The organism is Paenibacillus monticola (assembly GCF_009664975.1).
GTDB classification, from domain to species: domain Bacteria; phylum Bacillota; class Bacilli; order Paenibacillales; family Paenibacillaceae; genus Paenibacillus_AQ; species Paenibacillus_AQ monticola.
Genome location: NZ_WJXB01000003.1, coordinates 330,317 through 357,128, shown reverse-complemented (window position 1 = coordinate 357,128; position 26,812 = coordinate 330,317). Strand labels below are relative to the sequence as shown.

The 26,812-nt window shown below is 46.8% G+C and carries 22 protein-coding genes; 20 read left to right on the top strand and 2 right to left on the bottom strand.

Going from position 1 to position 26,812, the window contains the following annotated elements:
* The first annotated feature begins 45 nt into the window (after nt 1–45).
* From GJB61_RS10735 to GJB61_RS10710, 6 genes are all read left to right on the top strand, one after another.
* Nucleotides 46–1,104: a FecCD family ABC transporter permease gene (locus GJB61_RS10735; RefSeq protein ID WP_154118497.1), complete on the top strand. Its 1,059-nt coding sequence runs from the start codon at nt 46–48 to the stop codon at nt 1,102–1,104.
* Nucleotides 1,104–2,141 carry a FecCD family ABC transporter permease gene (locus tag GJB61_RS10730; RefSeq protein WP_154118496.1) on the top strand — a complete coding sequence of 346 codons (1,038 nt, stop codon included), beginning with the start codon at nt 1,104–1,106 and terminating at the stop codon, nt 2,139–2,141. The genes GJB61_RS10735 and GJB61_RS10730 overlap by 1 nt, the downstream gene beginning before the upstream one ends.
* 39 nt (nt 2,142–2,180) lie before the next feature.
* A complete protein-coding gene (locus GJB61_RS10725; protein ID WP_338115749.1) occupies nt 2,181–3,221 on the top strand; it encodes an NAD(P)/FAD-dependent oxidoreductase in 1,041 nt (346 codons plus the stop codon).
* Between the two features lie 161 nt (nt 3,222–3,382).
* Complete coding sequence (locus tag GJB61_RS10720) at nt 3,383–4,897, top strand: spore germination protein (protein WP_154118494.1); 1,515 nt, start codon at nt 3,383–3,385, stop codon at nt 4,895–4,897.
* Complete coding sequence (locus GJB61_RS10715) at nt 4,887–6,092, top strand: Ger(x)C family spore germination protein (protein WP_154118493.1); 1,206 nt, start codon at nt 4,887–4,889, stop codon at nt 6,090–6,092. Before GJB61_RS10720 ends, GJB61_RS10715 begins: the two co-directional genes overlap by 11 nt.
* Before the next feature lie 35 nt (nt 6,093–6,127).
* Nucleotides 6,128–7,225: a GerAB/ArcD/ProY family transporter gene (locus GJB61_RS10710; RefSeq protein WP_154118492.1), complete on the top strand. Its 1,098-nt coding sequence runs from the start codon at nt 6,128–6,130 to the stop codon at nt 7,223–7,225.
* 2 nt (nt 7,226–7,227) lie between these two features.
* Here GJB61_RS10710 and GJB61_RS10705 read toward each other — a convergent pair whose 3' ends face one another.
* On the bottom strand, nt 7,228–7,455 hold the full coding sequence (locus GJB61_RS10705; protein ID WP_154118491.1) for a YczF family membrane protein: 228 nt from the start codon (nt 7,453–7,455) through the stop codon (nt 7,228–7,230).
* A 188-nt stretch (nt 7,456–7,643) separates the two neighbouring features.
* Between GJB61_RS10705 and GJB61_RS10700 the strand changes: the two genes are divergently transcribed.
* From GJB61_RS10700 to GJB61_RS10635, 14 genes are all read left to right on the top strand, one after another.
* Complete coding sequence (locus tag GJB61_RS10700) at nt 7,644–8,003, top strand: (2Fe-2S) ferredoxin domain-containing protein (protein ID WP_154118490.1); 360 nt, start codon at nt 7,644–7,646, stop codon at nt 8,001–8,003.
* 141 nt (nt 8,004–8,144) lie between these two features.
* Nucleotides 8,145–9,086 carry a carbohydrate ABC transporter permease gene (locus tag GJB61_RS10695; RefSeq protein ID WP_154118489.1) on the top strand — a complete coding sequence of 314 codons (942 nt, stop codon included), beginning with the start codon at nt 8,145–8,147 and terminating at the stop codon, nt 9,084–9,086.
* A gap of 23 nt (nt 9,087–9,109) precedes the next feature.
* Nucleotides 9,110–9,949, top strand: coding sequence for a carbohydrate ABC transporter permease (locus tag GJB61_RS10690; protein WP_154118488.1), 840 nt, complete (start codon nt 9,110–9,112; stop codon nt 9,947–9,949).
* A gap of 202 nt (nt 9,950–10,151) precedes the next feature.
* Nucleotides 10,152–11,552, top strand: coding sequence for an ABC transporter substrate-binding protein (locus tag GJB61_RS10685; protein ID WP_154118487.1), 1,401 nt, complete (start codon nt 10,152–10,154; stop codon nt 11,550–11,552).
* 74 nt (nt 11,553–11,626) lie between these two features.
* A complete protein-coding gene (locus GJB61_RS10680) occupies nt 11,627–13,438 on the top strand; it encodes a sensor histidine kinase (RefSeq protein ID WP_154118486.1) in 1,812 nt (603 codons plus the stop codon).
* On the top strand, nt 13,431–15,038 hold the full coding sequence (locus GJB61_RS10675; protein ID WP_154118485.1) for a response regulator transcription factor: 1,608 nt from the start codon (nt 13,431–13,433) through the stop codon (nt 15,036–15,038). The genes GJB61_RS10680 and GJB61_RS10675 overlap by 8 nt, the downstream gene beginning before the upstream one ends.
* A 29-nt stretch (nt 15,039–15,067) precedes the next feature.
* On the top strand, nt 15,068–16,882 hold the full coding sequence (locus GJB61_RS10670) for a heparinase II/III family protein (protein WP_154118484.1): 1,815 nt from the start codon (nt 15,068–15,070) through the stop codon (nt 16,880–16,882).
* Nucleotides 16,883–16,902: 20 nt separating this feature from the next.
* Nucleotides 16,903–18,039 (top strand): glycoside hydrolase family 88 protein, encoded by a 1,137-nt coding sequence (locus GJB61_RS10665; RefSeq protein WP_154118483.1) that lies wholly within the window; start codon nt 16,903–16,905, stop codon nt 18,037–18,039.
* A gap of 139 nt (nt 18,040–18,178) precedes the next feature.
* On the top strand, nt 18,179–20,050 hold the full coding sequence (locus GJB61_RS10660) for a DUF2264 domain-containing protein (RefSeq protein WP_229521595.1): 1,872 nt from the start codon (nt 18,179–18,181) through the stop codon (nt 20,048–20,050).
* A gap of 508 nt (nt 20,051–20,558) precedes the next feature.
* Nucleotides 20,559–21,371, top strand: coding sequence for a GNAT family N-acetyltransferase (locus tag GJB61_RS10655; RefSeq protein WP_154118482.1), 813 nt, complete (start codon nt 20,559–20,561; stop codon nt 21,369–21,371).
* A gap of 34 nt (nt 21,372–21,405) precedes the next feature.
* Nucleotides 21,406–21,924, top strand: coding sequence for a DNA topology modulation protein (locus tag GJB61_RS10650; protein ID WP_154118481.1), 519 nt, complete (start codon nt 21,406–21,408; stop codon nt 21,922–21,924).
* A gap of 88 nt (nt 21,925–22,012) precedes the next feature.
* Entirely contained in the window at nt 22,013–23,173 is a 1,161-nt protein-coding gene (locus GJB61_RS10645; protein ID WP_154118480.1) for an AI-2E family transporter, read from the top strand.
* Between the two features lie 18 nt (nt 23,174–23,191).
* Nucleotides 23,192–24,673, top strand: coding sequence for a carboxylesterase/lipase family protein (locus tag GJB61_RS10640; protein WP_154118479.1), 1,482 nt, complete (start codon nt 23,192–23,194; stop codon nt 24,671–24,673).
* A complete protein-coding gene (locus GJB61_RS10635; protein ID WP_154118478.1) occupies nt 24,670–25,152 on the top strand; it encodes a DinB family protein in 483 nt (160 codons plus the stop codon). Before GJB61_RS10640 ends, GJB61_RS10635 begins: the two co-directional genes overlap by 4 nt.
* Nucleotides 25,153–25,246: 94 nt before the next feature.
* On the opposite strand, the gene GJB61_RS10630 is transcribed toward GJB61_RS10635, so the two are convergent.
* Nucleotides 25,247–26,806 (bottom strand): N-acetylmuramoyl-L-alanine amidase, encoded by a 1,560-nt coding sequence (locus tag GJB61_RS10630; protein ID WP_154118477.1) that lies wholly within the window; start codon nt 26,804–26,806, stop codon nt 25,247–25,249.
* Nucleotides 26,807–26,812 lie beyond the last annotated feature (6 nt).

Sequence of the window (26,812 nt, the reverse complement as noted above, 5' to 3'; positions counted from 1 at the left end):
GGTAATGATAATGATAATCAATTTCATAGAAAACAGGTGACATTCATGAATCAACAAGTGACTACTAGAGTAGGGGTGAATAGAAAAGCGGATAAAGAGAAATTCCGTTCACGCCCTTGGGCTGCGACATTAATCTTGGTCGGTGGCCTGATTCTGCTAGCGCTGGGTATGGCTGTATCGGTCTCTTTTGGAGCCGCTGACATTAAATGGTCTGTCGTATGGGCAGCCATTATTCACTTTAATCCGGAGCTTACGGACCATCAGATTATTCGGGAATTACGTTTGCCTCGGGTGTTAGGTGGTGCAATGGTTGGGGCCAGCTTTGCGGTAGCCGGGGCTATTATGCAGGGTATGACCCGAAACCCCTTGGCGGATTCCGGTCTGATGGGCATTAACTCAGGTGCCGGATTTGCCCTGGCACTCTGCTTTGCTTTTTTTCCGAATCTTTCGTTTATGTATCTGATTCTGTATGCCTTTGTGGGAGCGGGAGCAGGTGCAGGAATAGTGTATGGTATTGGTTCCATGGCCCAAGGGGGTCTGTCGCCCGCGCGTTTGGTGCTGGCTGGTGCCGCGTTTAGTGCATTGCTCTCAGCGCTGAGCGAAGGGGTCGCTTTATATTTTCATATTGGTCAAGATCTGGCTTTCTGGTATGCAGGGGGTGTGGCAGGCACCAAGTGGTTCCAGTTGAAGATAATGTTCCCCTGGATAGGAGGAGCGATGATGGGTGCTATAGCGTTATCTCGTTCTATAACTATGCTCAGTCTGGGTGAGGATATTGCCAAGGGACTGGGGCAACGAACCGGTCTGGTTAAATTGGCTGGCGCGCTAATTGTCTTGATCCTAGCCGGTTCCTCTGTAGCAGTGGTCGGTGCAGTAGGTTTCATTGGTCTAATTATTCCGCATTTGACCCGCTATCTGGTTGGTGTGGATTATCGCTGGATTATTCCATGTTCGGCTGTGTTGGGCAGTTTGCTGGTCGTCTTCGCTGACCTTGGGGCCCGGATGGTTAACCCCCCGTATGAAACGCCAGTGGGGGCGATCGTTGCGCTTATTGGTGTCCCCTTCTTCCTCTATCTTGCACGCAAGGAAAGGAGGGAGCTGTGATGCCGGAGAAGACAGCTGTCACCTCCTATGGTTCATCCAGAAACAAACGGGGTCTGCACGTGATGCTCGTATTAATGCTTCTAATTATCATTGTTTTTATTATCAGTGTGAACACTGGCTACATACGCTTAACTCCTCTGGATCTGCTGAAGACAATGTTCGGGAAGGGGACAGCGAAGCAAGAACTAATATTGTTTGATTTTCGACTGCCACGGATTGTCATCTCTATTCTGATCGGTGCAGGACTTGCTGTTTCCGGAGCTGTAATGCAAGGGGTCTTCCGCAATGCACTTGCAGATCCCGGTATTCTCGGCATTAATGCTGGAGCTGGCCTTATGGTCATGCTGCTGATTTCCTTCTATCCAACGACCTCAGCAGCACCAGTATTTCTGTTGCCGATAGTGGCATTCGTAGGTGCCGCCTGTACTGCCGCCCTAATCTATTCTCTCGCTTACAAACGGCATCAGGGGATCTCTCCGATTCGTCTGCTCCTGACAGGTGTTGCCGTCGCGGCAGGGATGAGCGCAGCGATGATCGTGCTTACGCTGCGGCTTGATCCGGACAAGTACCAGTTCGTTGCTACTTGGCTGGCTGGAAGTATCTGGGGGACTAGCTGGAAGTTTGTACTTTCTCTGCTGCCCTGGATTGTTATTCTGCTGCCTTATGTAATTTATAAGGCGCGGGTGTTGAATGTACTTAATCTGGGTGAGCAGACCGCCACCGGACTAGGAGCCGCGGTAACAAAAGAACAATTCCGTCTGCTGGCTGCCGCGGTAGGACTAGCTGCTGCAAGTGTTGCGGTGAGTGGTGGGATCGGTTTTGTCGGTCTGATTGGGCCACACCTGGCCAGACGTCTGGTTGGCCCAAAGCATCAGCTAATGCTGCCAGCATCAGCGCTTCTGGGAGCACTGCTGGTGATTACGGCCGATACTATCGGCCGGTGGATTCTACAGCCTTCAGAGATTCCAACGGGGATCGTTGTTGCCGTTATTGGAGCTCCCTATTTTTTATATTTACTGGCACGTACGAAGTCTTAAGAAGTGTGTTACTAGACTAAAGATATGGAGGAGAACAAAGTGAGCAAACCATTGGAATTATATGATGTCACGATTATTGGCGGGGGACCTGCCGGTATGTATGCTGCTTTTTATAGTGGAATGAGAGATTTGAAGACAAAGTTAATTGAAGCGAAGGAAGAGCTTGGCGGAAGAATGCTTATTTATCCTGAGAAAATGATCTGGGACGTAGGGGGCGTGACTCCGATTCTGTGCCGCAAGCTGATTGATCAGCTAGGGGAGCAGGCGCGGACATTTGATCCAACTCTCGTCCTGGGGCAGCAGATTACAGATCAGGCGCGGCAGGAGGATGGGACCTATATTCTGACCGCGGCTACCGGAGAGAAGCATTGGACAAGAACGGTGATACTGGCCATTGGTTATGGTATTTTGCAGATGGCGAAGCTTGAAATTGCTGGTGCAGATCGTTATGAGGTAACGAATCTGCATTATACCGTTCAGGAATTAGAGCCCTTTCGGGGTAAACGGGTGCTGATCTCCGGAGGGGGCGACTCGGCAGTGGATTGGGCCAATGAGCTAGAATCTGTTGCGGCGAGCGTAACCATCGTGCACCGCCGCGAGCAGTTCGGAGGCCATGAGAAGAATATCGCTCGGATGAAATCCTCAACAGTTGATGTGCGAGTGCCTTACGCTGTGAGTCATCTGCAGAGCAGCAACGGTGAAGCTATTGATCAGGTAACGATCAGTCATATAGAAACGGGGGAAACCGCGCTGCTTGAGGTGGATGCTGTAATCGTGAATCATGGCTTGAAAAGTGATTTCGGGCCGCTGAAGGAATGGGGCCTGGATATGGGTGAATGGTGTGCAAATGTCAGCGCCCAGTTGGAGACCAATCTTCCTGGCATCTTCGCTGCCGGTGACTTTGTAGACCACAGCAGCAAGGTCCGCCTGATTGCCGGAACTTTCACGGATGCTGTTCTGGCGCTTAATAGTGCCAAGTTGTACATGGACCCGTCAGCTCCCAAAGTGGCTTATGTATCGTCTCACAATGAACGTTTCAAGGAAAAGAACAAAGCGTTAGGCGTAGTCGACGATCATTAGTAGGTGATGATCATTAGAAGAAGGAACGTATATCCCGGTTAGCTCATAATGAGCCTAATCGGGATTTTTTGTGCAGATATAAAGAATATATAGTATCCGCTTGATTCCATAAGTTGTATAAAAAAAGTGCTGTAAGCAAATAGTATCGTCAGGAGGTGTGGATGATGTCTATTTCGAGCAGCTTAACAGATAATCTGGATCAACTCAGAGAAAGACTGGGGAACAGCCCAGATATTATCATCCGGAAATTCACCTTGATGTCTGCACAGATCCAAGTTGCTGCGATATATGTTGAAGGTCTTATCGAAAAAGCCGTGGTTGAAGAGTTTGTGGGGCATATGATGTCAATTGATTCTTTTGACGGTAAGCATCCAGAAATAATATCAGCGAAAGATATTTTTGCATTTATGAAAGAAAAAGCACGAAACGTAAGTGAAGAAAAGATTATCAAAGATTGGGATGTGCTATTTGAAGCTTTGTTCTCCGGGAATACGATTCTTCTGATCGATGGAATTGGAGAAGCGATAAGAGGAAACACAAGTGGTGGAGAAGTTAGATCGGTTACGGAAGCCACTACCCAGGTAGCGATCCGTGGTTCTAAAGAAAGTTTTACGGAATCCTTAGGGACAAATCTCTCTCTGGTACGCAGGAAAATAAAGAGCCCGAACTTATGGATTGAAACCATGAAAATCGGTGATGTGACACAAACAAACGTCTCACTGATGTATATTCATGGCATTGTTAACGATAAAGCGCTTCAGGCTTTGAAAAAAAAACTGCAGGCCATTGACGTGGATGCCATTTTGGAATCGGGCTATATCGAACAATTAATTGAAGAAAATGTATTTTCCCCATTTCCAACCTTATATAACACGGAGCGCCCAGATAGTGTTGCCGGAAATATACTGGAGGGACGGGTTGCTATTTTTGTGGATGGCACGCCTTTTGTTTTGATTGCTCCTACTTCATTTTTTATGTTTTTTCATGCTGTAGAAGATTATTATCAACGGTTTGATATTTCCACATTTATTCGCTTATTAAGATTTATGTGTCTGATAATTTCGTTATTTGGTCCTGCTGTATTTATTGCTGCGCTCAACTTTCATCAGGAAATGATCCCCACCTCACTGTTAATTAACCTAGCCTCGCAAAGAGAGGGCGTTCCTTTCCCTGCATTTATTGAAGCACTCATGATGGAGGTTACCTTCGAGATTATACGTGAAGCTGGAATTCGTATGCCATCCCCCATTGGTCAAACCGTATCTATTATTGGGGGATTGGTATTGGGACAGGCTGCAGTACAAGCAGGAATTATCTCACCTGCGATGGTAATCGTCGTTTCGCTAACGGGTATTTCCAGCTTTGCGACACCCGCCTTTAACATGGCTCTTTCGATACGCATCCTCCGTTTTACCATTATGTTTGTCGCCGCATTTATGGGGCTTTATGGGATATCTATCCTTCTTTTTATTTTAATTGCCCATATGTGCAGTCTGAGATCCCTTGGATTTCCTTATATGTCTCCTTTGGGTCCTTTTATTGCCGAGAATCATAGAGATTCCATCATACGTGTTCCTTTGAAGTTCATGAGTAAAAGGCCGCGTCTGGTCAACCAAAAGAATATTACTCGAATGGCAGTAGATAAGGGGAAGCGGGGAGATTCAGATGAAAGTTAAATGGATAATTCAGCCTCCTATTTATATGGTAATGCTATTGCTGCTTACAAGTTGTTGGAACAGCAGAGAATTGAATGATATGGCCATAGTGACCGGTATAGGAATAGATAAAGCGCCGAATAGTGATGAATATCGGGTTACTTTTCAAATTGTTAATCCGTCGGCAACTGCTACGAGTGTAGGAGCCAGTACAGGGCAGCCACCGATTACAGTCTACACGACAACAGATCGGACTTTGTTTGGGGCCTTGCGTAAAACATCAAGAAAGGCGGCGAGACAGCTATTTTTTGCTCACACGCAGCTTTTGATTATAGGAGAGTCTATGGCAAAGAGCGGAATAAACGGTCTGTTTGACGTATTTGAAAGGTCTCACGAACTTCGGCTAAATTCGGTAGTTATTGTATCCAGAGAGACTGATGCGGCTTCTGTTCTGAAAATACTGTTACCTATCGAGAGCATTCCAGCAATGGCTGTGGTCAAGAAGAATAAGAATACAGCAAAATTATGGGGAGAAAATAGGGCAATAAGTGTATTTGAGCTAATTAACACCATAACTGGAGAAGGCGAACCGGTTATCAGCGGTGTTCAAATTTATGGTGACTTGGATAAAGGATCGAAAAAATCACACCTGGAACAAAGTCAAGTGGAAGCGGTCATTTCCCTGAGCGGATTGGCTGTATTTAAAGAAGGGAAATTAAAGGGTTGGCTGGATGGTCCAGAGGCCAGAGGAACAATGTGGGTTCAGAATAAGTTAGAGCAGACCAGTATTAATATCGATTCCGAGAAAGAACAAGATTCGATTGCCGTCATTATTAATCATTCAAAAACGAAAGTGAAGGTTAATCTTCGTGAGGGGGTGCCGGTCTTTCATATTTACATCAAAGAGGAGGGTTCAATAAATGAGATAAAAGATTTTGTTGATATAAGCCAGAGGAAGGAACTCTATAAATTGGAAAAAGAGATCGCGTTGAAGACGAAAGGAGAAGTTGTGAAATCTTTACAAGTTGCCCAGAGCATGGAATGTGATATTTTCAATTTTGGAAATGAATTAAAACGTACTGATCCTAAGGCATGGAAAACGGTAAAGAAGAATTGGGTATCCTTATTTGCTAAAGGGGAACTGGATGTTCATGTTGAAGCGTACATTCGCAGCACAGGAATGAGATCAAAGCCGTATCAACAAAATGAAGAATAACAAGAATCTGCTGGAAAGGTGGGGGAATCCACAAAATGAGAAAAGAACTCATTAGTGCAAATCAATTGTTTGCCATGATTATTCTGTTTGAAATGGGTACGGCACTCGTGGTTCCCATAGGGCTTGAAAGTGGACATGCAGTCTGGATATCTATACTGCTCGCCCTGCCTGGAGGCGTTCTCTTATATCTTATCTATTCTTATTTATATCAGCAATATCCCAATATGATCATCAGTGGGTATACTCAGAGAATTTTGGGCCGATTCTTGGGTTGGCCACTGAGCTTATTATATATTCCAATCTTCATGTATAATGGCTCCAGAAACTTACGGGAAGCGGGGGACTTGTTAATAGCGTCTTCCTATGACCAAACACCCATATTTATAATTAATGCCATGATGATCACTGCGGTGATCTATGTGCTTAATAAAGGATTAGAAGTATTTTCCAGAACAGCAGAAATATATTTGCTAATTATCCTTGGTATGGGCTTAATATGCTGCTTTGTTGTTATTGCTGCCGGACTCGTTGAATTTGAAAATTTGTTTCCAATACATGCGAAGGACTGGAGAGATGCATTAACTTCAGCGTATCCCAGCATTTGGACTTTTCCTTACGGGGAACTCGTATGCTTTACTACAATTTTACCTCATATTAACAAGTTTCGTGTGGCCCAGCGGACAGGAATTGCAGCAATCATCCTAAGTGGTCTACTGTTGAGTTTCACACATGCTATCGAAATATCTGTACTAGGAACGAATATATACGCCAGAGCTACTTTTCCATTATTTACAACGATAACTTTAGTTAATTTGGCTAATTTTATTCAACGGCTAGATGCTCTAGTTATATTAACCTTAATTATCGGCGTTTTCTTCAAAATGACTATTTACTGTTACGCTGCTATGACAGTGACTGCGGATTTATTTAAGGTGAAGGATGCCCGGAAATTGGCTGTTCCTATTGGGATTGTTGTTCTGTTTAGTTCATTTATTAGCGCAGAGAATTACCCCATACATTTGGATGAGGGAAAAGTTTTTATGAAATATATATTGACGTATATGTGTGCGGCCGTTCCTATACTGCTGTTCATTGTACATTACATACGTAAATGTCTGGGTCTTTTGAGGTGACATTATTTAGTTCTTTGTTTCCGTTTCTTGAAGGAATCGGCTATAGCGTTAATAAAGGGAAGGGAAATAAAGAAAACCATGAGTATAGATTCCTGTATGTTTATGTTGACAAAGGCGGTATAAATGGAGTGGAGCGACATCGAAAGACTCAGTTCTGACAACAGATCAATGGTGACAATCATAGACAAGCCCATAAAGGCGAGCAGGAAATAAAGAAACAGAATCTTCATAGGGTGTGATCTCCTTGGTTTAGTATCGTAGCTAAAGCTATTATTTCCACTTGAGTAATTCCGTAGTCATTGAAAATAACCTCGCCACTTCATCTACCGGTGCTCCTATTGACGCTAAGCACTCTTATTAGTAGAGTTTATGATACTCCGGTAGTGGGGGATTATTGGGCAAGAGGGGGGATGATTCCATGACGACCTGGAATCTGCAAGGGACGGTAAGCCATTTGCTGATCTGTAATGGAAGCAGCTGTAAGAAGAATAAGGGCGAAGAGGTTGCCGAAGCCATTGAGGATGAAATAGAGAAGCAAGGTGCACAGAGTCTTATCCATACGACTGTGACCCGTTGTAATGGGCGATGCGATGATGCCTGTGTAGTTATCGCTTACCCTGAAGGCGTGTGGTATAAAGAAATTACGCCCAAATCAGCGAAAGCGTTGGTGCGGAAGCATTTGCAGGGCGAGCGGCTTGAAGAGCAGGTTGTATATACCTATGATGAGAAGCTGATAGCAGCAACTGAACGGGGTGCTAAAGGCAAGAAGAAAAAGTAACAGCCATCCTTTCGCATGAACGCAATAAGTAAAAATTACAGTGAATATGATCAAAATACCGTCAAAGTGCTGACGGTATTTTTTTTATAATAAATACATATTCAAGTGTGACTTATAAACGAAACAATTGAGGTGTAGACAATGGGGCAAAATATTGAGACATTATCGCAAAAGCCACCAGCTGCGCGTAAACGCAAAGGGTGGTCACTGCAAAGAGGTGAAACGCTGTCAGGCTTTCTGTTTGTAAGCCCGATGCTGATCGGAGTATCCATTCTAGTGCTGATCCCAATTATAGCGACGCTGGTGCTCGGCTTTGCTGACTGGAACTTTGTTCAAGGTTTTGATGGTATCCGCTGGGTGGGATTGCAGAATTTCATCAACCTGTTTCAGGATGAGATGTTTATCCGCTCGATCCGCAACAACTTTATTTTTCTGCTGACCGTACCGATTTACTTGTTGGTATCCATGGTGCTGGCGGTACTCATTGACCGTTATGTGTATCTGAAGGGGTATTTCAAAATTGCCTACTTCGTTCCCTATGTATCCATGACCGTAGCGGTAGCCGTAGTTTGGCAGGTGCTGTTCCAGCCTTCCTATGGGCCCATTAACGAAATGTTGAAGGCCATCGGGATCTCCGATCCGCCGAAATGGATTGCTGATCCGCATTTTGCACTGATCTCGATTATGATGATTTCTATCTGGATCTCGATTGGGTTTAACATGATTATCTACATCGCGGGTCTGCAGTCCATTCCGAAGGATTTGTATGAAGCTGCGGATATTGATGGTGCTAACGCCTGGACGAAGTTTAGACGGATCACCTTTCCGCTGCTGTCTCCAACCTCATTTTTCCTGCTTGTAACGGGAATTATCGCTACCTTTAAGGTATTTGATATTATCGCCGTCATGACGCAAGGGGGGCCAATTGGCTCGACAACCATGATGGTTTGGTATTTATATGATACAGCCTTTGTGAATCTCAAGGTCGGTTACGCTTCGGCGATCGCAGTTGTGCTGTTTGTCTTCGTGCTATTGATTACCTTTGGCCAGTGGTTGGCTGAGAAGAAATGGGTCAATTACTAAAGAGAGAGTGAGGGAGAGAAAATATGGAAACGCGCGAAGGCCTCAACTGGCGCAAGCTTGTCGTTACAATTCTTATGTTCGCAGGAAGTGTTCTGTTTCTGCTGCCATTCATATGGATGCTTATTACCTCGTTCAAAGTAGAGACGGATGTCTTCACCTATCCGATTCAGTGGATTCCCAAGCACTGGAATGCTATAGAGAACTATAAAGAAGTCTGGTTTGGGGATTATCCATTTCCTTTGTATTACTGGAATTCAATTAAAGTGGCAGTGATTACTACGGTGGTATCGTGTCTCATATCCGCAATGGCCGCCTATGGGTTCTCCAAAATCAAATTCGCTGCCAGCAACTTCCTGTTTATGATCGTACTTGTGACGTACATGATTCCAGGACAGGCTATCCTGATTCCCCAATTTATTCTGTATCGTAATATTGGGCTGTTCGACAGCCATCTGGGCTTGATTATGCTCGGCAGCTTTAGCGTATTGGGCACATTCATGCTGCGCCAATTTTTCATGGGACTGCATCAGGAATTTATTGAATCCGCCAAAATCGATGGAGCAGGTCATGCCCGTATTTTCTGGTCTATCGCCATGCCGCTCGTTAAGCCAGCTGTAGCTACTTATGCTATCCTGAGATTTATCTGGACCTGGAATGATTATCAGAATCCGCTTATCTTCATAAGAAGTGATAACCTGCTGACCTTGCCGATTGCGATCCAGAAATTTACTTCAATGAGTGGAGAATTCTATTCCTTAATTATGGCGGCAGCTGTATCTGCTATACTCCCATTAATCATTATTTTCATCATCGGTCAAAAAAGCGTTATCGAAGGCATCGCACTTGGCGGTGTGAAAGGGTAATAAATGATACGGAATGAATAGCCATTTTAAATAGAAGTAAAAATAGTTTGGAAAAAGTAAATATTGTTTCATGTCCCTTGTGAAAGCGTATTCTATACTTTGGTAGTGAGACAGTGATCATAAGATGAATGCTTTCGAAGCGAGTTTTGTACGAAGGTTCTCAAAGAAGCAACGCTCACAAAACTTTTAGGAGGGTTATTACATGATGAAGAGAAAAGTTTGGGCAGGTGCGATTTCAGGGGTGTTGATGTTAAGCCTGCTATCCGGCTGCGGTGGCTCGAACAACAATAACGCGGCTAACGGAAATACGGCCTCCCCGGATGCTACTAAGGGTACAAATGCTGCGGCAGACAAGATTAATCTGCGCTTGTACACCTATGGTACAGAAGAAGCTTATAACTGGAAGCATACGCTTGATGCGTATCAAGCCTTAGAACCGAATGTAACGGTGGAGCTAGTGCAGTTAAGTGAAAAGGGCGATACGCAGGAGGCTTTCAAGAAGCTTGACCTAGAGGCGGCATCATCTGCGCAGATGGATGTTCTGATGTTTAGTGATGCAGCAGGGTATGCTCAGCGTGTTGCACTTGGTATGGCTGAACCATTGGATGATTTTATTGCCAAAGACGGTTACAAGGTAGAGGAAGATTACAAGGTGGATACCCATCTGGATGACAAGGTTTATGCACTTCCAGGCAAGTTTAATCCATGGTATGTACTGCTGAACAAGAACCAGTTGGATGAGGCCGGTCTTGCGGTTCCTACCGATTGGACTTGGGATGATTTTGCCGACTATGCCAAGAAACTGACGACTGGTGAAGGTGCCCAGAAACGTTATGGTACTTACTTTCATGGTCCTCAAGCAGGCGGCTGGATGGAATTCCTGAAGCTGAAGATGGAGAATCAACCACAGAATGCTGAATATCTGAAAGCTGACGGCACATCCAATCTGGATGATCCTAACTTCAAGGCTACGCTTGAGCTGAGATTGAGAATGGAAAAAGAAGATCAATCTTCGGTTCCTTACGCCGATATGATCTCGCAGAAGCTGGCTTACCGGACCCAATTCTTTAATGAATCCGCCAGCATGCTGCTGATCGGAAGCTGGATGAATACAGAAATCGGCGGCACAGACAAAGTGCCTTTGAACTTTAATGTAGCGGTTGCTCCATTCCCTAAGAACAATGCAGCGGATGAAATTGGATTGACTCCGGTTACAACGGACTATGTAGCGGTTGCTGCAAAATCCAAAAACAAGGAAGCCGCTTATAAATTTGTTCGCTGGTATACAACGGAAGGACAGCTTGTCCAAGGCAAGAACATTCCAGCCTGGAGCAAGGTGACTAGTGATCAGGTAGAAGGCATCATTGATACTATTCTGGCGGGCACTAAAAATCCGGAAAAGGTAGACAAGAAATCATTGGTAGACACATTAGTAGCTTCAAAAGCATCGGCCATCATTCCTCCGGCAACTTATCAAGCTGAGGTCAACAAGGCTATAAATGAGGAATACGAGAAAATGATTCTCGGCAATCAGGATGTGGATACAACGGTCAAGAATTCCCAGGACCGTGTGAATAAGATTATTGCCGCCAACAAAAAATAAATTTATTGGTATAATGAACCCAAATTGGGGGCGGACTCCTCGTCCCCCTTTTTTTACTTTAAAGGGGGACATTCATGTTTAAGAAACTCAGGGAGCTAGCCCCTAAATCTATCCGACACAAGTTAATTATTGCTTCTATTGCCTGTATTCTTGTTCCAGCGGCCCTAACGCTAATCATATATAACTCATTGACTCAGGAAGCCGTGCAGAAGCAGGCGATTTCCAATGCCGAGGATTCATTAAAGCTGGTGAACGGCTCGGTGACGAACAGACTGAAGGGCATGCTGACCATTGCTAATTACGTACAAGTGAATCCCGGGCTGAAGGCCTATCTTAAGCTTGTAGCTTCAAATAATGAGGTCGGTGATAAATATCAAAGATTTATGGACGCGAACCGCGTGCTTGAACAGCTGGATAGCTTGACGTTTGTAGGCGAGGCAAGTTATGTCACCGTCCTGCTCACTAACGACTCGTATTTCATGAATTATTCAGTCAGTGATTACAAACCTTTGGATATTAAAAAGAAAGCCTGGTTTGAGAAGCTGACGGAGTTAAGAGGTTTAGAATCCTATTGGATTGGTGTTGAACCTACTGATTATTCGTATGACAAGTTCGATCATCCGTACCAAGTGACGCTTGCTCGCACCTTGAGGTTGGACAGCGGAGGTATTTACGGGTATGTAGTTGTGACCATTATGGAAGATCAGCTCAATCATATATTCGGTAACCTGTCGGCAGGGCAGAAGGTTGTTCTGCTGGATGAAGCTGGCACCATCGTGTCCGGCGGTGATACAGGCAGTATCGGTAAGCCCTTTCCCTATGCCGCGGCAACGGGTGGTGTGAAGGAATCGTCAATAGTGTCCATAGCTGGGGATAAATATCTGGTGGCACAACAGCAGATTCCTTTCAATGGCTGGCGGCTGGTACTGATGCAGCCCTATAAAGAAAGCATCGTAGATATCAGCTCGATTTTTAATCGGGTATTTGTGATTCAGCTAATTTCGTTCTTTATATTCCTGCTGCTGCTGATTACGCTGGTGAGGGCCTTCACGAAGCCCCTGGTACGTTTGGGTAAAGTAACGACGGCGGTACAGCGTGGCAATCTGATGGTGCGCTCCGGCATAAGAGGAAATGATGAGATTGGACGACTGGGTTTCTTGTTCGATCAGATGCTGGACCGGGTTATGGAAATGATTGCCGAAGTGTCCGATACTCAGGCGCGCAAAAGAAAAGCAGAGCTGAAAATGCTGCAAGCACAGATCAATCCTCATTTTCTCTTCAACGTGCTGAATTCAATCCGCATGAAGGTGATGAAGCGAGGAGATCCAGAGAGCGCGAAGATGATCGGTTCCCTGTCCATGCTGCTCCGCATGACGATTAGCCGTGAGGAGGATGAAATCTACCTGCACGAGGAAATGGATTTGGTATCTCATTATGTAGCTTTAATGAACCTGAGGCAAAAGGAAGAGGCGGAGCTTCAATTGGATATTGTTCCAGAAGCTTTTCTCATTAAAGTGCCACGCTTCTTTCTCCAGCCGCTCGTTGAGAACGCACTCATTCATGGGCTTAGCCAGCAGCCAGGGCTGATTAGTATTCGGGCAGTCATGCAGGAGAAGTATGTCCTGCTTACGGTTGAGGATAATGGACGGGGAATGGATGCCTTACAGCTGGAACGCATCTACCGCAAAATGGATTCTAGTGAGGGTTCGCTTCCTGACAAGGAGGAGGGGAACAGCTCATTTTCAGGCATGGGCCTGCACAATGTTGTGGAGCGGATGAGAATATTGTTCGGGGATGCTTTTGATATTAAAATGCACAGTGAGCTTGGAAAAGGGACCACTATCGAGATGCATATTCCACACAGGGAGGAGTTGCGGGATGTATAATGTCATGCTGGTGGACGATGATTATCCCGTCATTGAGCTGTTATCCGAAACGATCAAGTGGGAAGAGCTTGGCTTCCGCCTGATGGGAATGCACGAGAATGGCCAAAGTGCTTGGGAGCACGCACAGCTGGAGATGCCGGATATTCTAATCACGGATATCGGAATGCCTCGGATGAATGGACTTGAATTATCGGCCCGAATCAAGGAGCGGAAGCCGGGTGTGCGCATTGCTATTTTATCCTGCCATAACGAGTTTCAATATGCACAGGCGGCGATGCGCTTAAACGTGCAGGACTATTTGTTGAAGGATGCGCTTGACCCAGAGGATCTGGTTCAATTGCTGCGCAGATTCAAACTATCCATGGATGAGGAGCATCAGGCGGGCTGGGAGAATTCGCGCATGAAGCATCGGTTCGGAGAGACGAGAGAGCTGCGCAAGGAGCAAAGCATCAAGAATTTTATTCATCAGCCCTTGCTTTCCCCCGAGAAGTGGAGGGTAGAAGCAGCGGAGTACGGTTTGTTTGAGAATGGTGAATACTGCCTGCCCGCTATTGCTTATTTGGAGGATTACCGCCATGTCAAATACCGTTTCACCTCCGATCAGACGCTGCATTTTGCCGTGAGCAATGTTATGAATGAAGTGCTGGAAGGGATGAAGCCCAAAGGCTTGTACGTCGGATATAATGTGAAAGCTTCGTTTCTACTATTCTCCTATAAGCCAGGACTCCAGACCAATATCTATGCCGAAGCGGCAGCCAGTCTGAAGATCATTCAGGCCACCTTGTTCAGAGTGCTCAAGATTAATATGTCTTTCATTACAGGTGAGGGCTGTGAAACGCCGGGGGCATTGAAACTGTGCTTGAATGAACTAGTGGGAGGAGAAGAGCAGCGGTTCTATCTGGAGCAGCGGGATATATGCAAGAAGAAGCCTGTCCTGGAAGCGAGCATCAGGCAGAGTATCTTCACTTACTATGATCAGGCTAGTACAGAGCTGCGTGAGGTGCTGCTGGGCAAACAGCCGGATCAGGCGCGTGTTGTGTCAGAGAAGTGGATCTCCCTTATTCGGCAGGAGCGATATTTGTCAGAGACAGTCAAGGATTGGACGCTGAAGCTGCTGCTCGATTTGAAGCTGAAGCTGCATTCGCTGCAGTCTGTCCGCCCGGCCTATTCAGCAGATACCCTGCATAAAGAAATTGTGGACATTGATTCGCTGCCAGCACTACAGGAGTGGCTAAATAATCATCTGGAATCCATCGTTGCCGCCAAAGGAGCCGGGGCTGGTGCAAGCAAAAGAGTGGATGTTAAAGAAGCCTGTCAATATGTTTCCCAGCGTCTGGGCTCAAGGATCAGTCTGGATGAGGTAGCAGATCACCTGCATTTGAATGCGAGCTATTTTAGCAGGCTGTTCAAGAAGGAGACGGGAATTACTTTTATCGAATATATTACTAGACTGAAAATGGAAAGAGCCAAAGAACTGCTCGACGGAACAAATTGCAGCGTGGGTGAAATCTGTGAACAGCTTGGATATGACAACCAGAGTTATTTTATTAAGACCTTTAAGGTGCATACAGGAGTTACTCCGGTGGAGTATCGGGGCTAGGGCAAGTATTCAAAGAAGGGCGGAGTGAAATGGAAAGGTTCGAGTTGTTGCCGATGGTCTCTACAATGGAGCCAGCAGATCTTCTGCTGTATTATCCAGACGGTGATCAGGAAAACTACTGGCGCTCTGTAAGGGAGTCCCCGCTATATGAGAACGAGCGGTCGGAGATTCGTGCGGAAGGAAACCGTTTGCGTGGTTTGCCTATTCCTGAGCTCACTTATTCGCTATTTTCAATATATACCCGTAAGGGGTCCAGGCTGGAATATGAGCGGGTGTATTTTGAACGAAGAAGAATCTTGAATACTTCTGTGTTTCTGACCTTACTAGAGCCGGAACGGGAAGAGCATCTGGCTGCTCTTGAAGATATCCTCTGGTCGATCTGTAACGAGTACACCTGGTGTCTGCCAGCTCATCTGGGGGAGACAAATATTACGGAGACGATTGACCTGTTCTCGGCAGAGACTGGATTTGCGCTCAGTGAGATAAGCTGTCTTCTTGGAGAAAGGTTGCCCGCCTTGCTGCAATACCGGATTAAGGAGAACGTAAACAAGCGATTGTTCGTGCCTTATTTAACCTGCGGACCTTTTCACTGGGAGACCGCTACACATAATTGGGCTGCGGTCTGTTCAGGTTCGATTGGCGCGGCTGCTCTCCTGATGCTGAAGGACTCCGAAACGCTTACCGATATACTACTGAAGGTACAGGGCAGTATGGAATATTATCTGCAAGGCTTCGGCGCAGATGGAGCCTGTCTGGAAGGACTGGGTTACTGGAATTATGGGTTTGGTTATTTCGTCTATTACGCGGATCTTCTCCGTAAACGCAGCCTTGGAGAAATCGATTGGTTTAAGCGCGAACAGGTGCGCAGTATCGCTATGTTTCAGCAAAAATGTTTTCTCGGCGGTGAACTTGTCGCCAATTTCTCTGATTCGCAGGCCGTGGGCAGCGTCCAGCTTGGACTTAGCCATTATATAGCGGCGGCTTTTCCTGAAGTGGAAGCGCCGCCATTATCGCTAAGGGCGGCATACAGCGAGGATCACTGCAGCCGCTGGGCTCCAGCTTTCCGAAACTTGATTTGGAAAAATTCAACCCGTGCTCCGGTTGAATGGGGGAGTGCCAGCAATTATCTGCCTGATGCGCAGTGGCTGCTGTCCCGTCATGTCAGTGAAGCCGGAGCATTTGGCTTCGCTGCTAAAGGCGGCAGTAATGATGAGCCGCATAACCATAATGATCTCGGGCAATTCATCCTCCTTGGGGAGGGGACGGTTTATCTGTCTGATCTGGGCAGTGGTGAATATAAGGCAGGTTATTTCGGGGCAGAAAGGTATTCCCATGATTGCAATGGTTCCCAAGGTCATAGCGTGCCGATTATCGACGGGCAATATCAGACCGCGGGTCCGGAGTCTTATGCTGTTGTTCTCGAAGCGGCTACGTCTCCGGAGGAGGACGTACTCGTCCTGGATTTGGCGCAGGCTTATGCCTATGAGGGTCTTCAAAGTCTGACACGCTCTTTTGTGTGGCGGACCGGAGTGCGGCCTTCCTTAACGCTGAGTGATGAATTCCACTTTGACGAAGCTCCGGCAGCGCTAATTGAGCGGATGGTGTCCTTTTGTCCTCCTGTCGTTGAAAAAGGGCTCGTAATCCTTAAGGGACCGCAGGCTCATGGACATGGACTTAGCATTGTCTACGATGATCACCTGCTGCAGCCGGGAATTTCGGTCCACTCCTTCCATGACCACTTTGGAGTGGAGAAGACCTGGTATGCTGTTGACTTTCAGGTTAGACAGCCGAGCAAGGAAGCACGGTATGTGTTTGAATTCCAATTCATGAATAATTCTAAATAAAAGAATGGCGGTGGCTAAAGATGACGGCTGAAACTAAGCTGGAATGGGTAGAGGAAGCGTGGAGTAAGGCACTAGAGAAGACGAAGAAGAACAGCCTGCGTATTGGCGCGGGATTTCCCCATGCTAGCCAAGGCGGGAAATATGTGCTGGAGGAGCCATTTTGGTGGACAGCGGGTTTCTGGCCAGGACAGTTGTGGCTGCTATATAACGAGAGTGGGGATGAGTCACTGAAGGCCATTGCTGAAGAGTGTGAGCAGCGGCTGGATGCTGTGCTGAACGAATATGTGCGTCTGGATCATGATCTGGGTTTCATGTGGACATTAACGAGCGTGGCTTCGTACAAGCTGCTTGCGAATGAAGACTCCAAGATCAGAGCCCTTAAAGCGGCGAATTTCTTGGCAGCCCGCTTTAATCTGAAGGGAAACTTCATCCGGGCGTGGAACCCGTGGTTTGAAGGCGAGGACAATCGGGGCTACGCCATCATCGACTGTGCCATGAACATGCCGCTGTTGTTCTGGGCATCGGAGGTCACAGGAGATCCACGTTACCGTCATATTGCTGAGGCGCATATGGATACTGTGGTGAAGCATTTCATCCGTCCGGACGGCTCGGTGTATCATATTGTCCGTTTTGATTCGGAGACCGGAGAATTCATCGAAGGCATTGGTGGTCAAGGTTATGCTGCGGAATCAGCCTGGTCGCGGGGAACTGCATGGGCCATCTACGGGTTGACGCTGGCGTATCATCATACAAGCAAGATCGAGTATCTGTATACGGCGCAAAAGGTTGCCCATTTCTTCCTGGCCCGCTTACCTGAGGATTATGTGCCGCATTGGGATTTTCGGGCACCGACAGAAGATCGTGAGTTCCGTGATTCATCAGCCGGGGCTTGTGCTGCAAGTGGCTTGCTGCTGTTGGCAGACAAGGTCGGAGAGCTGGAGGCGCCTGTATATCGGGAGCCTGCCATCAAGATGCTGGAATCTTTGTACCGTAATTACGGCACATGGGGCAATGATGCCGAGGAAGGATTGATTCTTCACGGTACAAGCAATTACCCAGCCGGACAGAACATTGATGTTCCGTTGATCTATGGGGACTTCTTCTACGTTGAAGGCTTGGCCCGCCTGAAGGGCAAAGGTCCTTTCTATTGGGAATAGGCTGTAAGTGTAGAAACATTGCACAAAGTGCAATAGAACGTCCTTGTGAGTAGCTAAGTTTAGCTGCTCAAGAATTAGGTGCTTTGAAGTGGAATCTAGCGGAGTCTGGTTCCGCAGACTTTTAAGGGAGAGAAAAGTGATGAGCAAGTTAATGAGTAATCCTCTGGGGGATATTACAACAAATCCACTGGAAACGAAGGCAGATCTGCAAAAAGCATTTCGTCAGTTGGTCTATCCGCTGAAGCCCCATTACAGCGCGGGTCGAGCTCGCTTGAAACTGGGAGTGACTGGAGTTCACTACGGTCCTGCGATTGCCGAAATGGAGGGTTTCTCTAGAGTTTTATGGGGAATTGTACCATTGCTTGCGGGAGGCGCAGAAGATGAACTCTGGGATATATGTCTGGACGGTATTCGCAGCGGGACTGATCCAGAACATACGGAATACTGGGGAGCAGTAGCTGATTACGATCAGCGGCTTGTAGAGATGGCAGCCTTTGGTTTCGCACTGTCTCTGATTCCAGAACGGATCTGGGGTCCTTTGAACGAGCAGGAACGCTCCAACCTCTATGAGTGGTTGAACCAGATCAATACTCATCCATGTTATGACTGCAACTGGCTGTTTTTCAATGTGCTGGTTAATATGGGATTCCATAAAGCAGGACTTCCCTATGACGCAGAGCAACTGGAGCGTAATTTGCGGCGCATTGATGATTTTTATTTATCCAAGGGCTGGTACAGCGATGGTGTGGGTGGGCATATTGATTATTATGTTCCGTTTGCTCTTCATTATTATGGTCTGCTGTACGCCAAGTTGATGGGTAATGAGGACCCAGAGCGGGCCCGTGTATTCAAGGAGAGAGCTGGGGAATTCGCTGGAGAGTTCCTTCAATGGTTCGCTCCAGACGGCTCCGCACTTCCATACGGGAGAAGTCTGACTTACAGGTTCGCACAGTCCGCTTTCTGGGGTGCTCTGGCCTATGCCGAGGTTGATGTACTGTCCTATGGCGTGATCAAAGGTCTTGTCTTGCGCAATTTGCGCTGGTGGTTCCAACAGCCGATCTTTGATGCTGAGGGTGTGCTTACCATTGGATATGCCTATCCGAATCTGGTCATGGCCGAGAACTATAATTCACCGGGTTCCCCGTATTGGTCACTGAAGTCTTTTCTGCCGCTTGCACTGCCGGAGGATCATCCTTTTTGGTTGGCAGAAGAGTTGCCGCTGCCTGAACTGGAGGAATTGTCGGTACAGCGGCCTGCCCATCTTGTGATTTGCCGTCAAGCCAGTACCGGCCATCTAGTTGCCTTTAACAGTGGTCATCTCACAACGAATGAGCATACACATACTTCGGCTAAATATGAGAAGTTTGCTTACTCAACGGCATTTGGCTTCAGCGTTCCCCGTTCAGAGTGGGGGCTGGCCCAAGGAGCTTTCGACTCAATGCTGGCGCTTAGTGAAGGCAGCGATAATCTGTTTCGGGTGAGAAGAATGAGTGAGGTCTCACAGATCGAAGACAACGTACTGTTCTCCAAGTGGAAGCCTTGGTCCGATGTTGAAGTGCAAACTTGGGTCGTGGCCGGTCTTCCTTGGCATATCCGCATTCACCGCGTGCACACTTCAAGAGTTTTGGAGGCTGCTGAGGGAGGCTTTACTTTAAAGTTAGAACCTGAGCTTCAGGAGATTACTCCTGCGGGAGAGACCGGGATTGGGGCAATCTGTAGTCAGGGACGAAGCGAAGTCCGCAATTTGTTGGGCTACGAGCAGGCTGAACTAATCCGACCTCATACCAATACCAATGTATTGCAGCCGCGCACCTCAATCCCTACCTTGCGGACTACTCTTGCACCCGGAATGCATTGGCTTGTCGCAGCAATCTATGGAGAACCTAACGGGGCTATTGAAGCAGCACCACAAGAACCTCCAGCAGAACAATTGAAGGTGAGTGTAGGTGATCGGGAAATTACCATTACTACTTCTAACGGCAAGAATATGGTCATAACGCTGGACAAGTAGACGGAGCAAACAGAGCACACTCTAGAGAATGTGAAGAGAACTCGGGATGTCGATAAATGATTCCTCATCCTGAATAGAGAGGATTGAGAGACAAATAATCCATCACTGGTCACCCTCTCCGTGGAGTAAGAGGAAATGCTGTATAAATTCCAATAATATTTATTGAGTCTACTGTGTTGTCCGTAAATGTTGTATCAGATCCAACTTGGGCTACCTGTGGAGTCTGTTTTGAAGTGAATTGTTGGATTTTATCCAGTAAATCAACTTTTACAGGATCTTTTCGAGAGTAATGTTGTAAAAAATACAGGATTCAGCCTAAAACGGTTGTTCGCAGGAAATATGTGCTTCCTAGACATCGGGACGACCTGTCATCCTCCTCCGTCTACCCATTAATATACTTATTCCAAAATGCAGCTCAGCACCGGAAATTCTTCGGTGCTGGGCTGTTTATTTTTGCGGGAAAGAGGATTATCATTGAAAGAAAGGTATATTTAGGGGGAATCCGATTATGTTTGAAAGATTTACTGCAGATGATATGGTGCTGCATGGCAAGGCATTTGCACAGGATGAGCTTCAACACAATTTGATTCATTTTATCAGTGAAATCGCGGATGCGACCAAGTTTAAATCTATCGACGGCAATCTGATCTTTACCCAGTCCACAGGGCATAATCCTTGGTTATGGGTGTCAAACGAGCTTGAACCTGAACAGCGGGAAAAGCTTGTACAAGAACTGGTGGAATACGTGAAGGATGACGGTTATGGTGGAATATCTGCGGAGCCGGAGACGGCGAAGCTCTTTGCCAGAGCTTTTTGTGAGGTTAAGGGAGCTCTGTTTCATACCTCAATGATGCTGGAAGCCTATCATTGTCCTGAAGTGATTAAGCCTGTGAATGTCAGAGGACATCTGCAGCAAGCAACGATGGAACATACCGCTACGATTGCGGGATTTATGGCAGGTTTCTCGGAGGATGCGTTTGGTATGCAAGCAGCCAAACTTGAGATTTTGCTGTCGATGGCTGAAGCAGCTGCTGGCTCCGGTCAAATGTTTCTATGGATGGTGGAGGGAATTCCCGTATCGATGGCTAAGATAGCTCATCGCTCTACCAAGCACGCTCGCATTAACGATGTATATACCTTACCGTTTCATCGTAAACAAGGATATGCCAGCGCACTCGTGGCCGAACTATGTGCGCAATTACTCCTAGAGAAGTTAACGCCAATGCTCTATGCCGATGCCAAGAACCCCGATTCCAACAAGGTCTATCAGTCGATTGGGTTTGTGGAGGCAGGGAGAATTGCGGATATAAAGTTTGATTGAAGGAAAATGAAGGTATGCTTATTAGGAGGGCAAGATGCAACGGATTCTAATCATTGGGTCGGCGGGGGCGGGGAAGTCAACATTAAGCAAGAAGCTTGGAGCTATATTACATATTCCTGTGATCCATCTAGACAAATATTATTGGAAGCCGGACTGGGTCGCGTCAGAGAGTCGGGAGTGGGAGCAATTCGTGGAGGAGCAGACGGCGCAGGAAACGTGGATCATGGATGGTAATTACTCTCGGACACTTAAGATGAGGTTGGAGAAGGCTGATGCGGTTATATTTTTGGATATGCCGAGAGTACTATGCATTTACCGCGTAATAAAGCGTCGTATTCAATACAATGGATTAACCCGTCCGGATATGAATGAGGGTTGCCAAGAGCAGCTGGATTGGGAATTTATCCGTTGGATTTGGAATTTCAAGAAACGCTCCAGATCGAAGATTGTTAGCGTACTGAGTGAGGCCGATGAGGAGAAGCAGGTGATCATTCTAGATAGCCGCACAAAGATTCGGATGTTCTTGGAGCAACTCTCTTTACAAGAAATTTGACTTGAAGCGCTCACGTTGACTATGCTAATACAAAGTAAAAATCAGATGACACTTCTGTACAAGTGTATGCAGTCAGGGGGTTAGGGAAATGGAGAGGCTGCAGGTCTGGCCGGAGAAGTTCAGAAAGTTTTTTTTGAACAATAAATTTGTGGTATCCTTGCTTATTTTATTGCTGATAGGGATTAATGTGATGGTATTCTCCAAGGTGTCGTTTATCTTCAAGCCTGTCACCATATTGCTGCACACGGTAGCGGCGCCATTGTTGTTGTCGGGTATCGCATATTACTTGCTTAATCCACTGGTAGACCGACTGGAGAGAAGAAGCGGGGTCAAACGCGCGTATGGAATTGTAATTCTGTATCTGTTGATTGCCGGCATCATAACGCTGATTCTGCTGACGGTGATTCCTATTATTCGCACCCAACTAGTGGGCCTGATTGATAATTTCCCTAGGTACAGCGACCAGATCCAGGAACAGTTCTGGGATATGACCGGCAGCAAGTTGTTCGGGCAGATTCAGGAGAATGTAGGAACCGATTTTACTGATATTACGAGTCGGGTCACGACCTGGACTACGTCTTTCCTGAATAATGCTTTGGACGGGGTAGGGAGTTTTGTAGGAGCGCTAACGGAGATCGTGCTGGCAGTGGTGACTACTCCATTTATATTATTTTACCTGCTTCGGGATGGGAAAAAGCTTCCTGAATTCATTCTGAGATTCATTCCTACGAGAATGCAGCATCAGACTAAAATGGTCATGTCTGAAATGAACAGCCAAGTGGCTTCCTATATTCGCGGGCAAATTATCGTCAGCTGTTGTATAGGTATGCTGCTCTATATCGGCTATCTTATTATTGGTCTGGAGTATTCACTTGTACTGGCTATAGCTGCTGCTTGTACTGCGGTTGTGCCCTATCTCGGTCCGGCGATTGCCATTACACCAGCCTTAATTGTAGCACTAGTAACCTCACCGTTTATGTTTCTGAAGTTAGTCTTCGTCTGGACTGCGGTGCAGTTAATTGAAGGCAAGTTCATCTCGCCGCAAATTATGGGGAAGTCACTGAAGATTCATCCGATCTCGATTATTTTTGTTATTATTTTTGCAGGTAAAATGTTCGGGATACTTGGCATCATCTTGGCTGTACCCGGTTATGCGGTGTTCAAGGTAGTATGTACTCATGTTTTTCAGTATTTCCGCTTACGTTCGGGATTATATAATAAGATTGAAGAGGAAGAGGAAAAAGAATAACACGAAAGGATGAATGCAATGAAAGGACCTGTAGCAGTAACCACTTACGGTGAACTTCAAGGAAGACAAGAGAATGGCGTAAACGTCTGGCGCGGTGTCCCCTTTGCACAACCTCCAGTCGGAGAGCTTCGCTTTCGTGCGCCGCAGCCACCGGAGTCATGGAGTGGACTCCGAGATGCTGCCGAATTCGGTCCGGTCAGCCCGCAGCCCCTAGATAGCCGGGGTACCCGATTTGGCGGCGGGAATCCGCAACATTCGGAAGATTGCCTTTACTTAAACATTTGGGCACCTGCAACTGGTGGTAAAGGGTTGCCGGTCATGGTCTGGATTCATGGCGGGACCTTTATTACTGGAGCAGGCAGTCAACCGTTATTCGATGGGACCAGCTTTGCTGCCCGTGGCAATGTCATTGTGGTGTCCATTAACTACCGGCTGGGACCGTTTGGATTTCTGCATCTGTCTCCACTGGGGGACGGATTAGCCTCCAATCAAGGACTGCTGGATCAGATCGCGGCGCTTACGTGGGTACAGCATGATATTGCCGCCTTTGGCGGAGACCCCAAGCGTGTAACGGTATTCGGGGAGTCAGCAGGCAGCATGAGTATTGCTGCCCTGCTGGCGATGCCTGCCGCGAAAGGTTTGTTCGCAGGTGCAATTATGCAAAGTGGAGCGGCTCAAACGTTGCAGTCCGATCAGGCGGACGCGATTGCAGCTGCATTGCTGGCCGAGCTTGGCATTTTTTCCGCTAGCGGGGCTGGATTGCTCTGTTCACTTCCGGCCGAGACCATTATTGCAGCAGCTGAACGTATGACCTACAAGCTGTCCGGCGATTCACTCAGCATGTTCTTTCAGCCGGTGATTGAACCGTCCACACTGCCGGAAAATCCGGCAGATGCCTTAGAGAAGGGTTCGGCAAGCGGTATCCCGCTGCTCATTGGAACTAATCGGCATGAGGGGAATTTGTTCTTTCGGGAGGGTTCGGCAGCTGGCTTTGAGCAATCGCTCAAGGCACTCGAACTGCTAATGGGAACAGGGAATCTGTCAGAGGTCGCTCGCCATTATCCTACATCATGGGAGGGGCAAGCCGAAATCCTGACGGATCTTTACTTCTGGAGCAGCTCGGTTGTCTTCGCGGAGAGCCAACAGGTTCATGCGCCTGTCTGGATGTACAGGTTCGACTGGATCGTTCCTGGTCATCCGTTTTTTGGCAAAGCAGTGCATGGTGCAGAAATCGCCTATGTATTTAATAATCTGTCTTTATTGTCACTGCTCGGATTAGAAATCACACCTTCTATGATAAGTTTGGCAGAAGCTATGCAGGAAGCTTGGATTGCCTTTGCGCACAGGGGAGATCCAGGCACGACTCAACAATCATGGCCCCAATACAGACCGGGGGATCGCGCTACGCTTATTTTTGATAAAAACATCCGTATTGTGCATGATCCTGAACGGGAGAAGCGCAAGCGTCTAATCCATAATATGGGGAGGAACAGTCTATGACAGCTCTGCAGGAGGCAGGACACAAGCATCTGCTTCGTGTATTAAGCCATACCCATTGGGCTAATCTAGAGATATTAGAGGCATTGCAAAAAGCAGATGCTGTACCAGAGAAGTTAATCTCGTTATTCGGCCATCTACTCTCCGCGGAAAAGGTCTGGCTGGAACGGCTGAATGAAAGAGACAGCTCATCCTTGAGCATCTGGCCCATCTCTCGGCTTGCGGAGTGTGGGGCTCTCATTCAGGAGAATCATAGCGGATATCTGTCGTTCCTTGATCAGCTTAAGGATACCGATCTGGATACCATGATCCCTTACCAGAACAGTAAAGGAATAGCTTTTAGCACATCCATTTTTGATATTTTGAGTCATGTGTCCTTGCATGGAAGTTATCATCGCGGTCAGATCTCCTCGTACCTGCGTTTGGAAGGTTATGAGCCTGTAAATACGGATTATATAAACTTTTCGAGACTTGAAGAATAAGCATCACCTTAATACTACACAAAAAGGGTCGTACCCAAAGTCAGGACAACTGGCTTCGGGTACGACCCTTTTGTGTGTCTATAGAACTGCTCTGTTATAGCCCCAAATACTCCTTAATACCGGCAACCACCGCCGCGGCTATCCGTTGCTGATAATCAGCCGAATAGAGCTGCGCTTCATCATTGGCATTACTTAAATATCCGCATTCCAGCAGAATGGCGGGCATTTTAGTTTCTCTTGTGACATATAGACTGCTCTTGCGTATCCCACGGTCTGAAAGTCCACTTGCGGGTACGAGATATTTATGCACGGTAGTAGCAAATTGTAGGCTTTCTGGGCGAGAGTAGTACGTCTCGAAGCCGCTAGGATTGCTTGTAGTGCCAGCCGGAATACTGTTGGCATGGATGGAGAGGAATAGATCAGCCTTTAAATCGTTGGCAATCTTGGCTCTTTGCTGCAGCGTGGGATAGCTATCATCACTGCGGGTGAGCACAAAATTAATATTGGGTTCATTTTTCAGTAATTCCGCTACTTTTAGCACTGTAGCTAAGGTGAAATCCTTCTCGTTGTGCTTATTGAGACTGATTCCTCCGGGGTCCTTTCCGCCATGGCCGGCATCAATAACAACCAGTCGTTTGCCAGAAGTAGTAATGGGGGGTGGGGTTACAGAGGGCAAAGGAATATCTGCTGGGTCTGCAATTGTAGTATCAGGGCCTGTTGGTGATTCAGGAACAATTCCTGTCCCGTTCAGATCAATAATAAGAAGTCCATCATTGTTATTAATTACACTGTAAGTCTTGGCGCTATTTAGATCAATGACCACCCGAATCGCAGCTGGAGAGTTGCTGAACAATGAATACCTGACAGCGGAGACATCTGGATATTCTGTAACAGTCATCTGTCCACTCTGACTGTTGGCGAGAGATTGGCTCTGAGCGAAGCTCGAAGCAAAACGGGTGTTCGGCAAATCTATAATGATCCGGTCTTTAGCAGTCATAGTGAATGTACTCGGGGACAATTTGCCATTTACGGCAATGATAAGCCGGTTCTCACTGAAGCTGAGATTGGTCAGCTCTGCTTGACTGCTGTTTTCACTTGCAGACTCCGCACCAGCAGGTGATCCGCTAATCTCCGTTTCGGTCTCGGGCAAGAGAGAGGGTTCTGAATCCGGTACAGCTATCTGATTAGTTGCAGTAGAAACGTTATTTTCTGCAGTTTTTGCTGCTGATGTGAGATATACCGTTTTCGAAAGGTTATCCCAACCAACCGTAGTTCCCGTCTCCTCCCCAACGAATCTCAAAGGAACTAGAGTGATGTTGCCGCTGAGAAAAGGAGGGTTATCCAGTTGCACCTGCCTGCCGGAAGCCTCAGCTGTTGTATTATTCACAACCAGTTTTAGCGTTGTATTCGCCTGTGCAATGATCGCTGTCTTGGTGACATTATCCCATTTCACAGAATAACCAAGCTGTTCGGTTACGAGTCGAAGCGGAACCATAACACTGCCGTTTACAATCTGTACTTGGGCGTCTTTTGAGATCGTAAGCTCATTACCATCCAGGTTAATATGTGTCTCGACAGATTCCGCATGACTGCTTCCCGGGAATACCACTACCAACAGGAGCAGCAGAAACGCCCAAAAACCATATTTCTTCATATATAA

Bases quoted from the DNA above. Each gene is read 5' to 3' on its own strand.
- GJB61_RS10645 (WP_154118480.1), top strand. From the start codon at position 22,013: ATGGAGAGGCTGCAGGTCTGGCCGGAGAAGTTCAGAAAGTTTTTTTTG.
- GJB61_RS10660 (WP_229521595.1), top strand. From the start codon at position 18,179: ATGAGCAAGTTAATGAGTAATCCTCTGGGGGATATTACAACAAATCCA.
- GJB61_RS10655 (WP_154118482.1), top strand. From the start codon at position 20,559: ATGTTTGAAAGATTTACTGCAGATGATATGGTGCTGCATGGCAAGGCA.
- GJB61_RS10640 (WP_154118479.1), top strand. From the start codon at position 23,192: ATGAAAGGACCTGTAGCAGTAACCACTTACGGTGAACTTCAAGGAAGA.
- GJB61_RS10710 (WP_154118492.1), top strand. From the start codon at position 6,128: ATGAGAAAAGAACTCATTAGTGCAAATCAATTGTTTGCCATGATTATT.
- GJB61_RS10690 (WP_154118488.1), top strand. From the start codon at position 9,110: ATGGAAACGCGCGAAGGCCTCAACTGGCGCAAGCTTGTCGTTACAATT.
- GJB61_RS10715 (WP_154118493.1), top strand. From the start codon at position 4,887: ATGAAAGTTAAATGGATAATTCAGCCTCCTATTTATATGGTAATGCTA.
- GJB61_RS10670 (WP_154118484.1), top strand. From the start codon at position 15,068: ATGGAAAGGTTCGAGTTGTTGCCGATGGTCTCTACAATGGAGCCAGCA.
- GJB61_RS10650 (WP_154118481.1), top strand. From the start codon at position 21,406: ATGCAACGGATTCTAATCATTGGGTCGGCGGGGGCGGGGAAGTCAACA.
- GJB61_RS10695 (WP_154118489.1), top strand. From the start codon at position 8,145: ATGGGGCAAAATATTGAGACATTATCGCAAAAGCCACCAGCTGCGCGT.
- GJB61_RS10680 (WP_154118486.1), top strand. From the start codon at position 11,627: ATGTTTAAGAAACTCAGGGAGCTAGCCCCTAAATCTATCCGACACAAG.
- GJB61_RS10700 (WP_154118490.1), top strand. From the start codon at position 7,644: ATGACGACCTGGAATCTGCAAGGGACGGTAAGCCATTTGCTGATCTGT.
- GJB61_RS10730 (WP_154118496.1), top strand. From the start codon at position 1,104: ATGCCGGAGAAGACAGCTGTCACCTCCTATGGTTCATCCAGAAACAAA.
- GJB61_RS10705 (WP_154118491.1), bottom strand. From the start codon at position 7,455: ATGAAGATTCTGTTTCTTTATTTCCTGCTCGCCTTTATGGGCTTGTCT.
- GJB61_RS10675 (WP_154118485.1), top strand. From the start codon at position 13,431: ATGTATAATGTCATGCTGGTGGACGATGATTATCCCGTCATTGAGCTG.
- GJB61_RS10720 (WP_154118494.1), top strand. From the start codon at position 3,383: ATGATGTCTATTTCGAGCAGCTTAACAGATAATCTGGATCAACTCAGA.
- GJB61_RS10630 (WP_154118477.1), bottom strand. From the start codon at position 26,806: ATGAAGAAATATGGTTTTTGGGCGTTTCTGCTGCTCCTGTTGGTAGTG.
- GJB61_RS10665 (WP_154118483.1), top strand. From the start codon at position 16,903: ATGACGGCTGAAACTAAGCTGGAATGGGTAGAGGAAGCGTGGAGTAAG.
- GJB61_RS10635 (WP_154118478.1), top strand. From the start codon at position 24,670: ATGACAGCTCTGCAGGAGGCAGGACACAAGCATCTGCTTCGTGTATTA.
- GJB61_RS10735 (WP_154118497.1), top strand. From the start codon at position 46: ATGAATCAACAAGTGACTACTAGAGTAGGGGTGAATAGAAAAGCGGAT.
- GJB61_RS10685 (WP_154118487.1), top strand. From the start codon at position 10,152: ATGATGAAGAGAAAAGTTTGGGCAGGTGCGATTTCAGGGGTGTTGATG.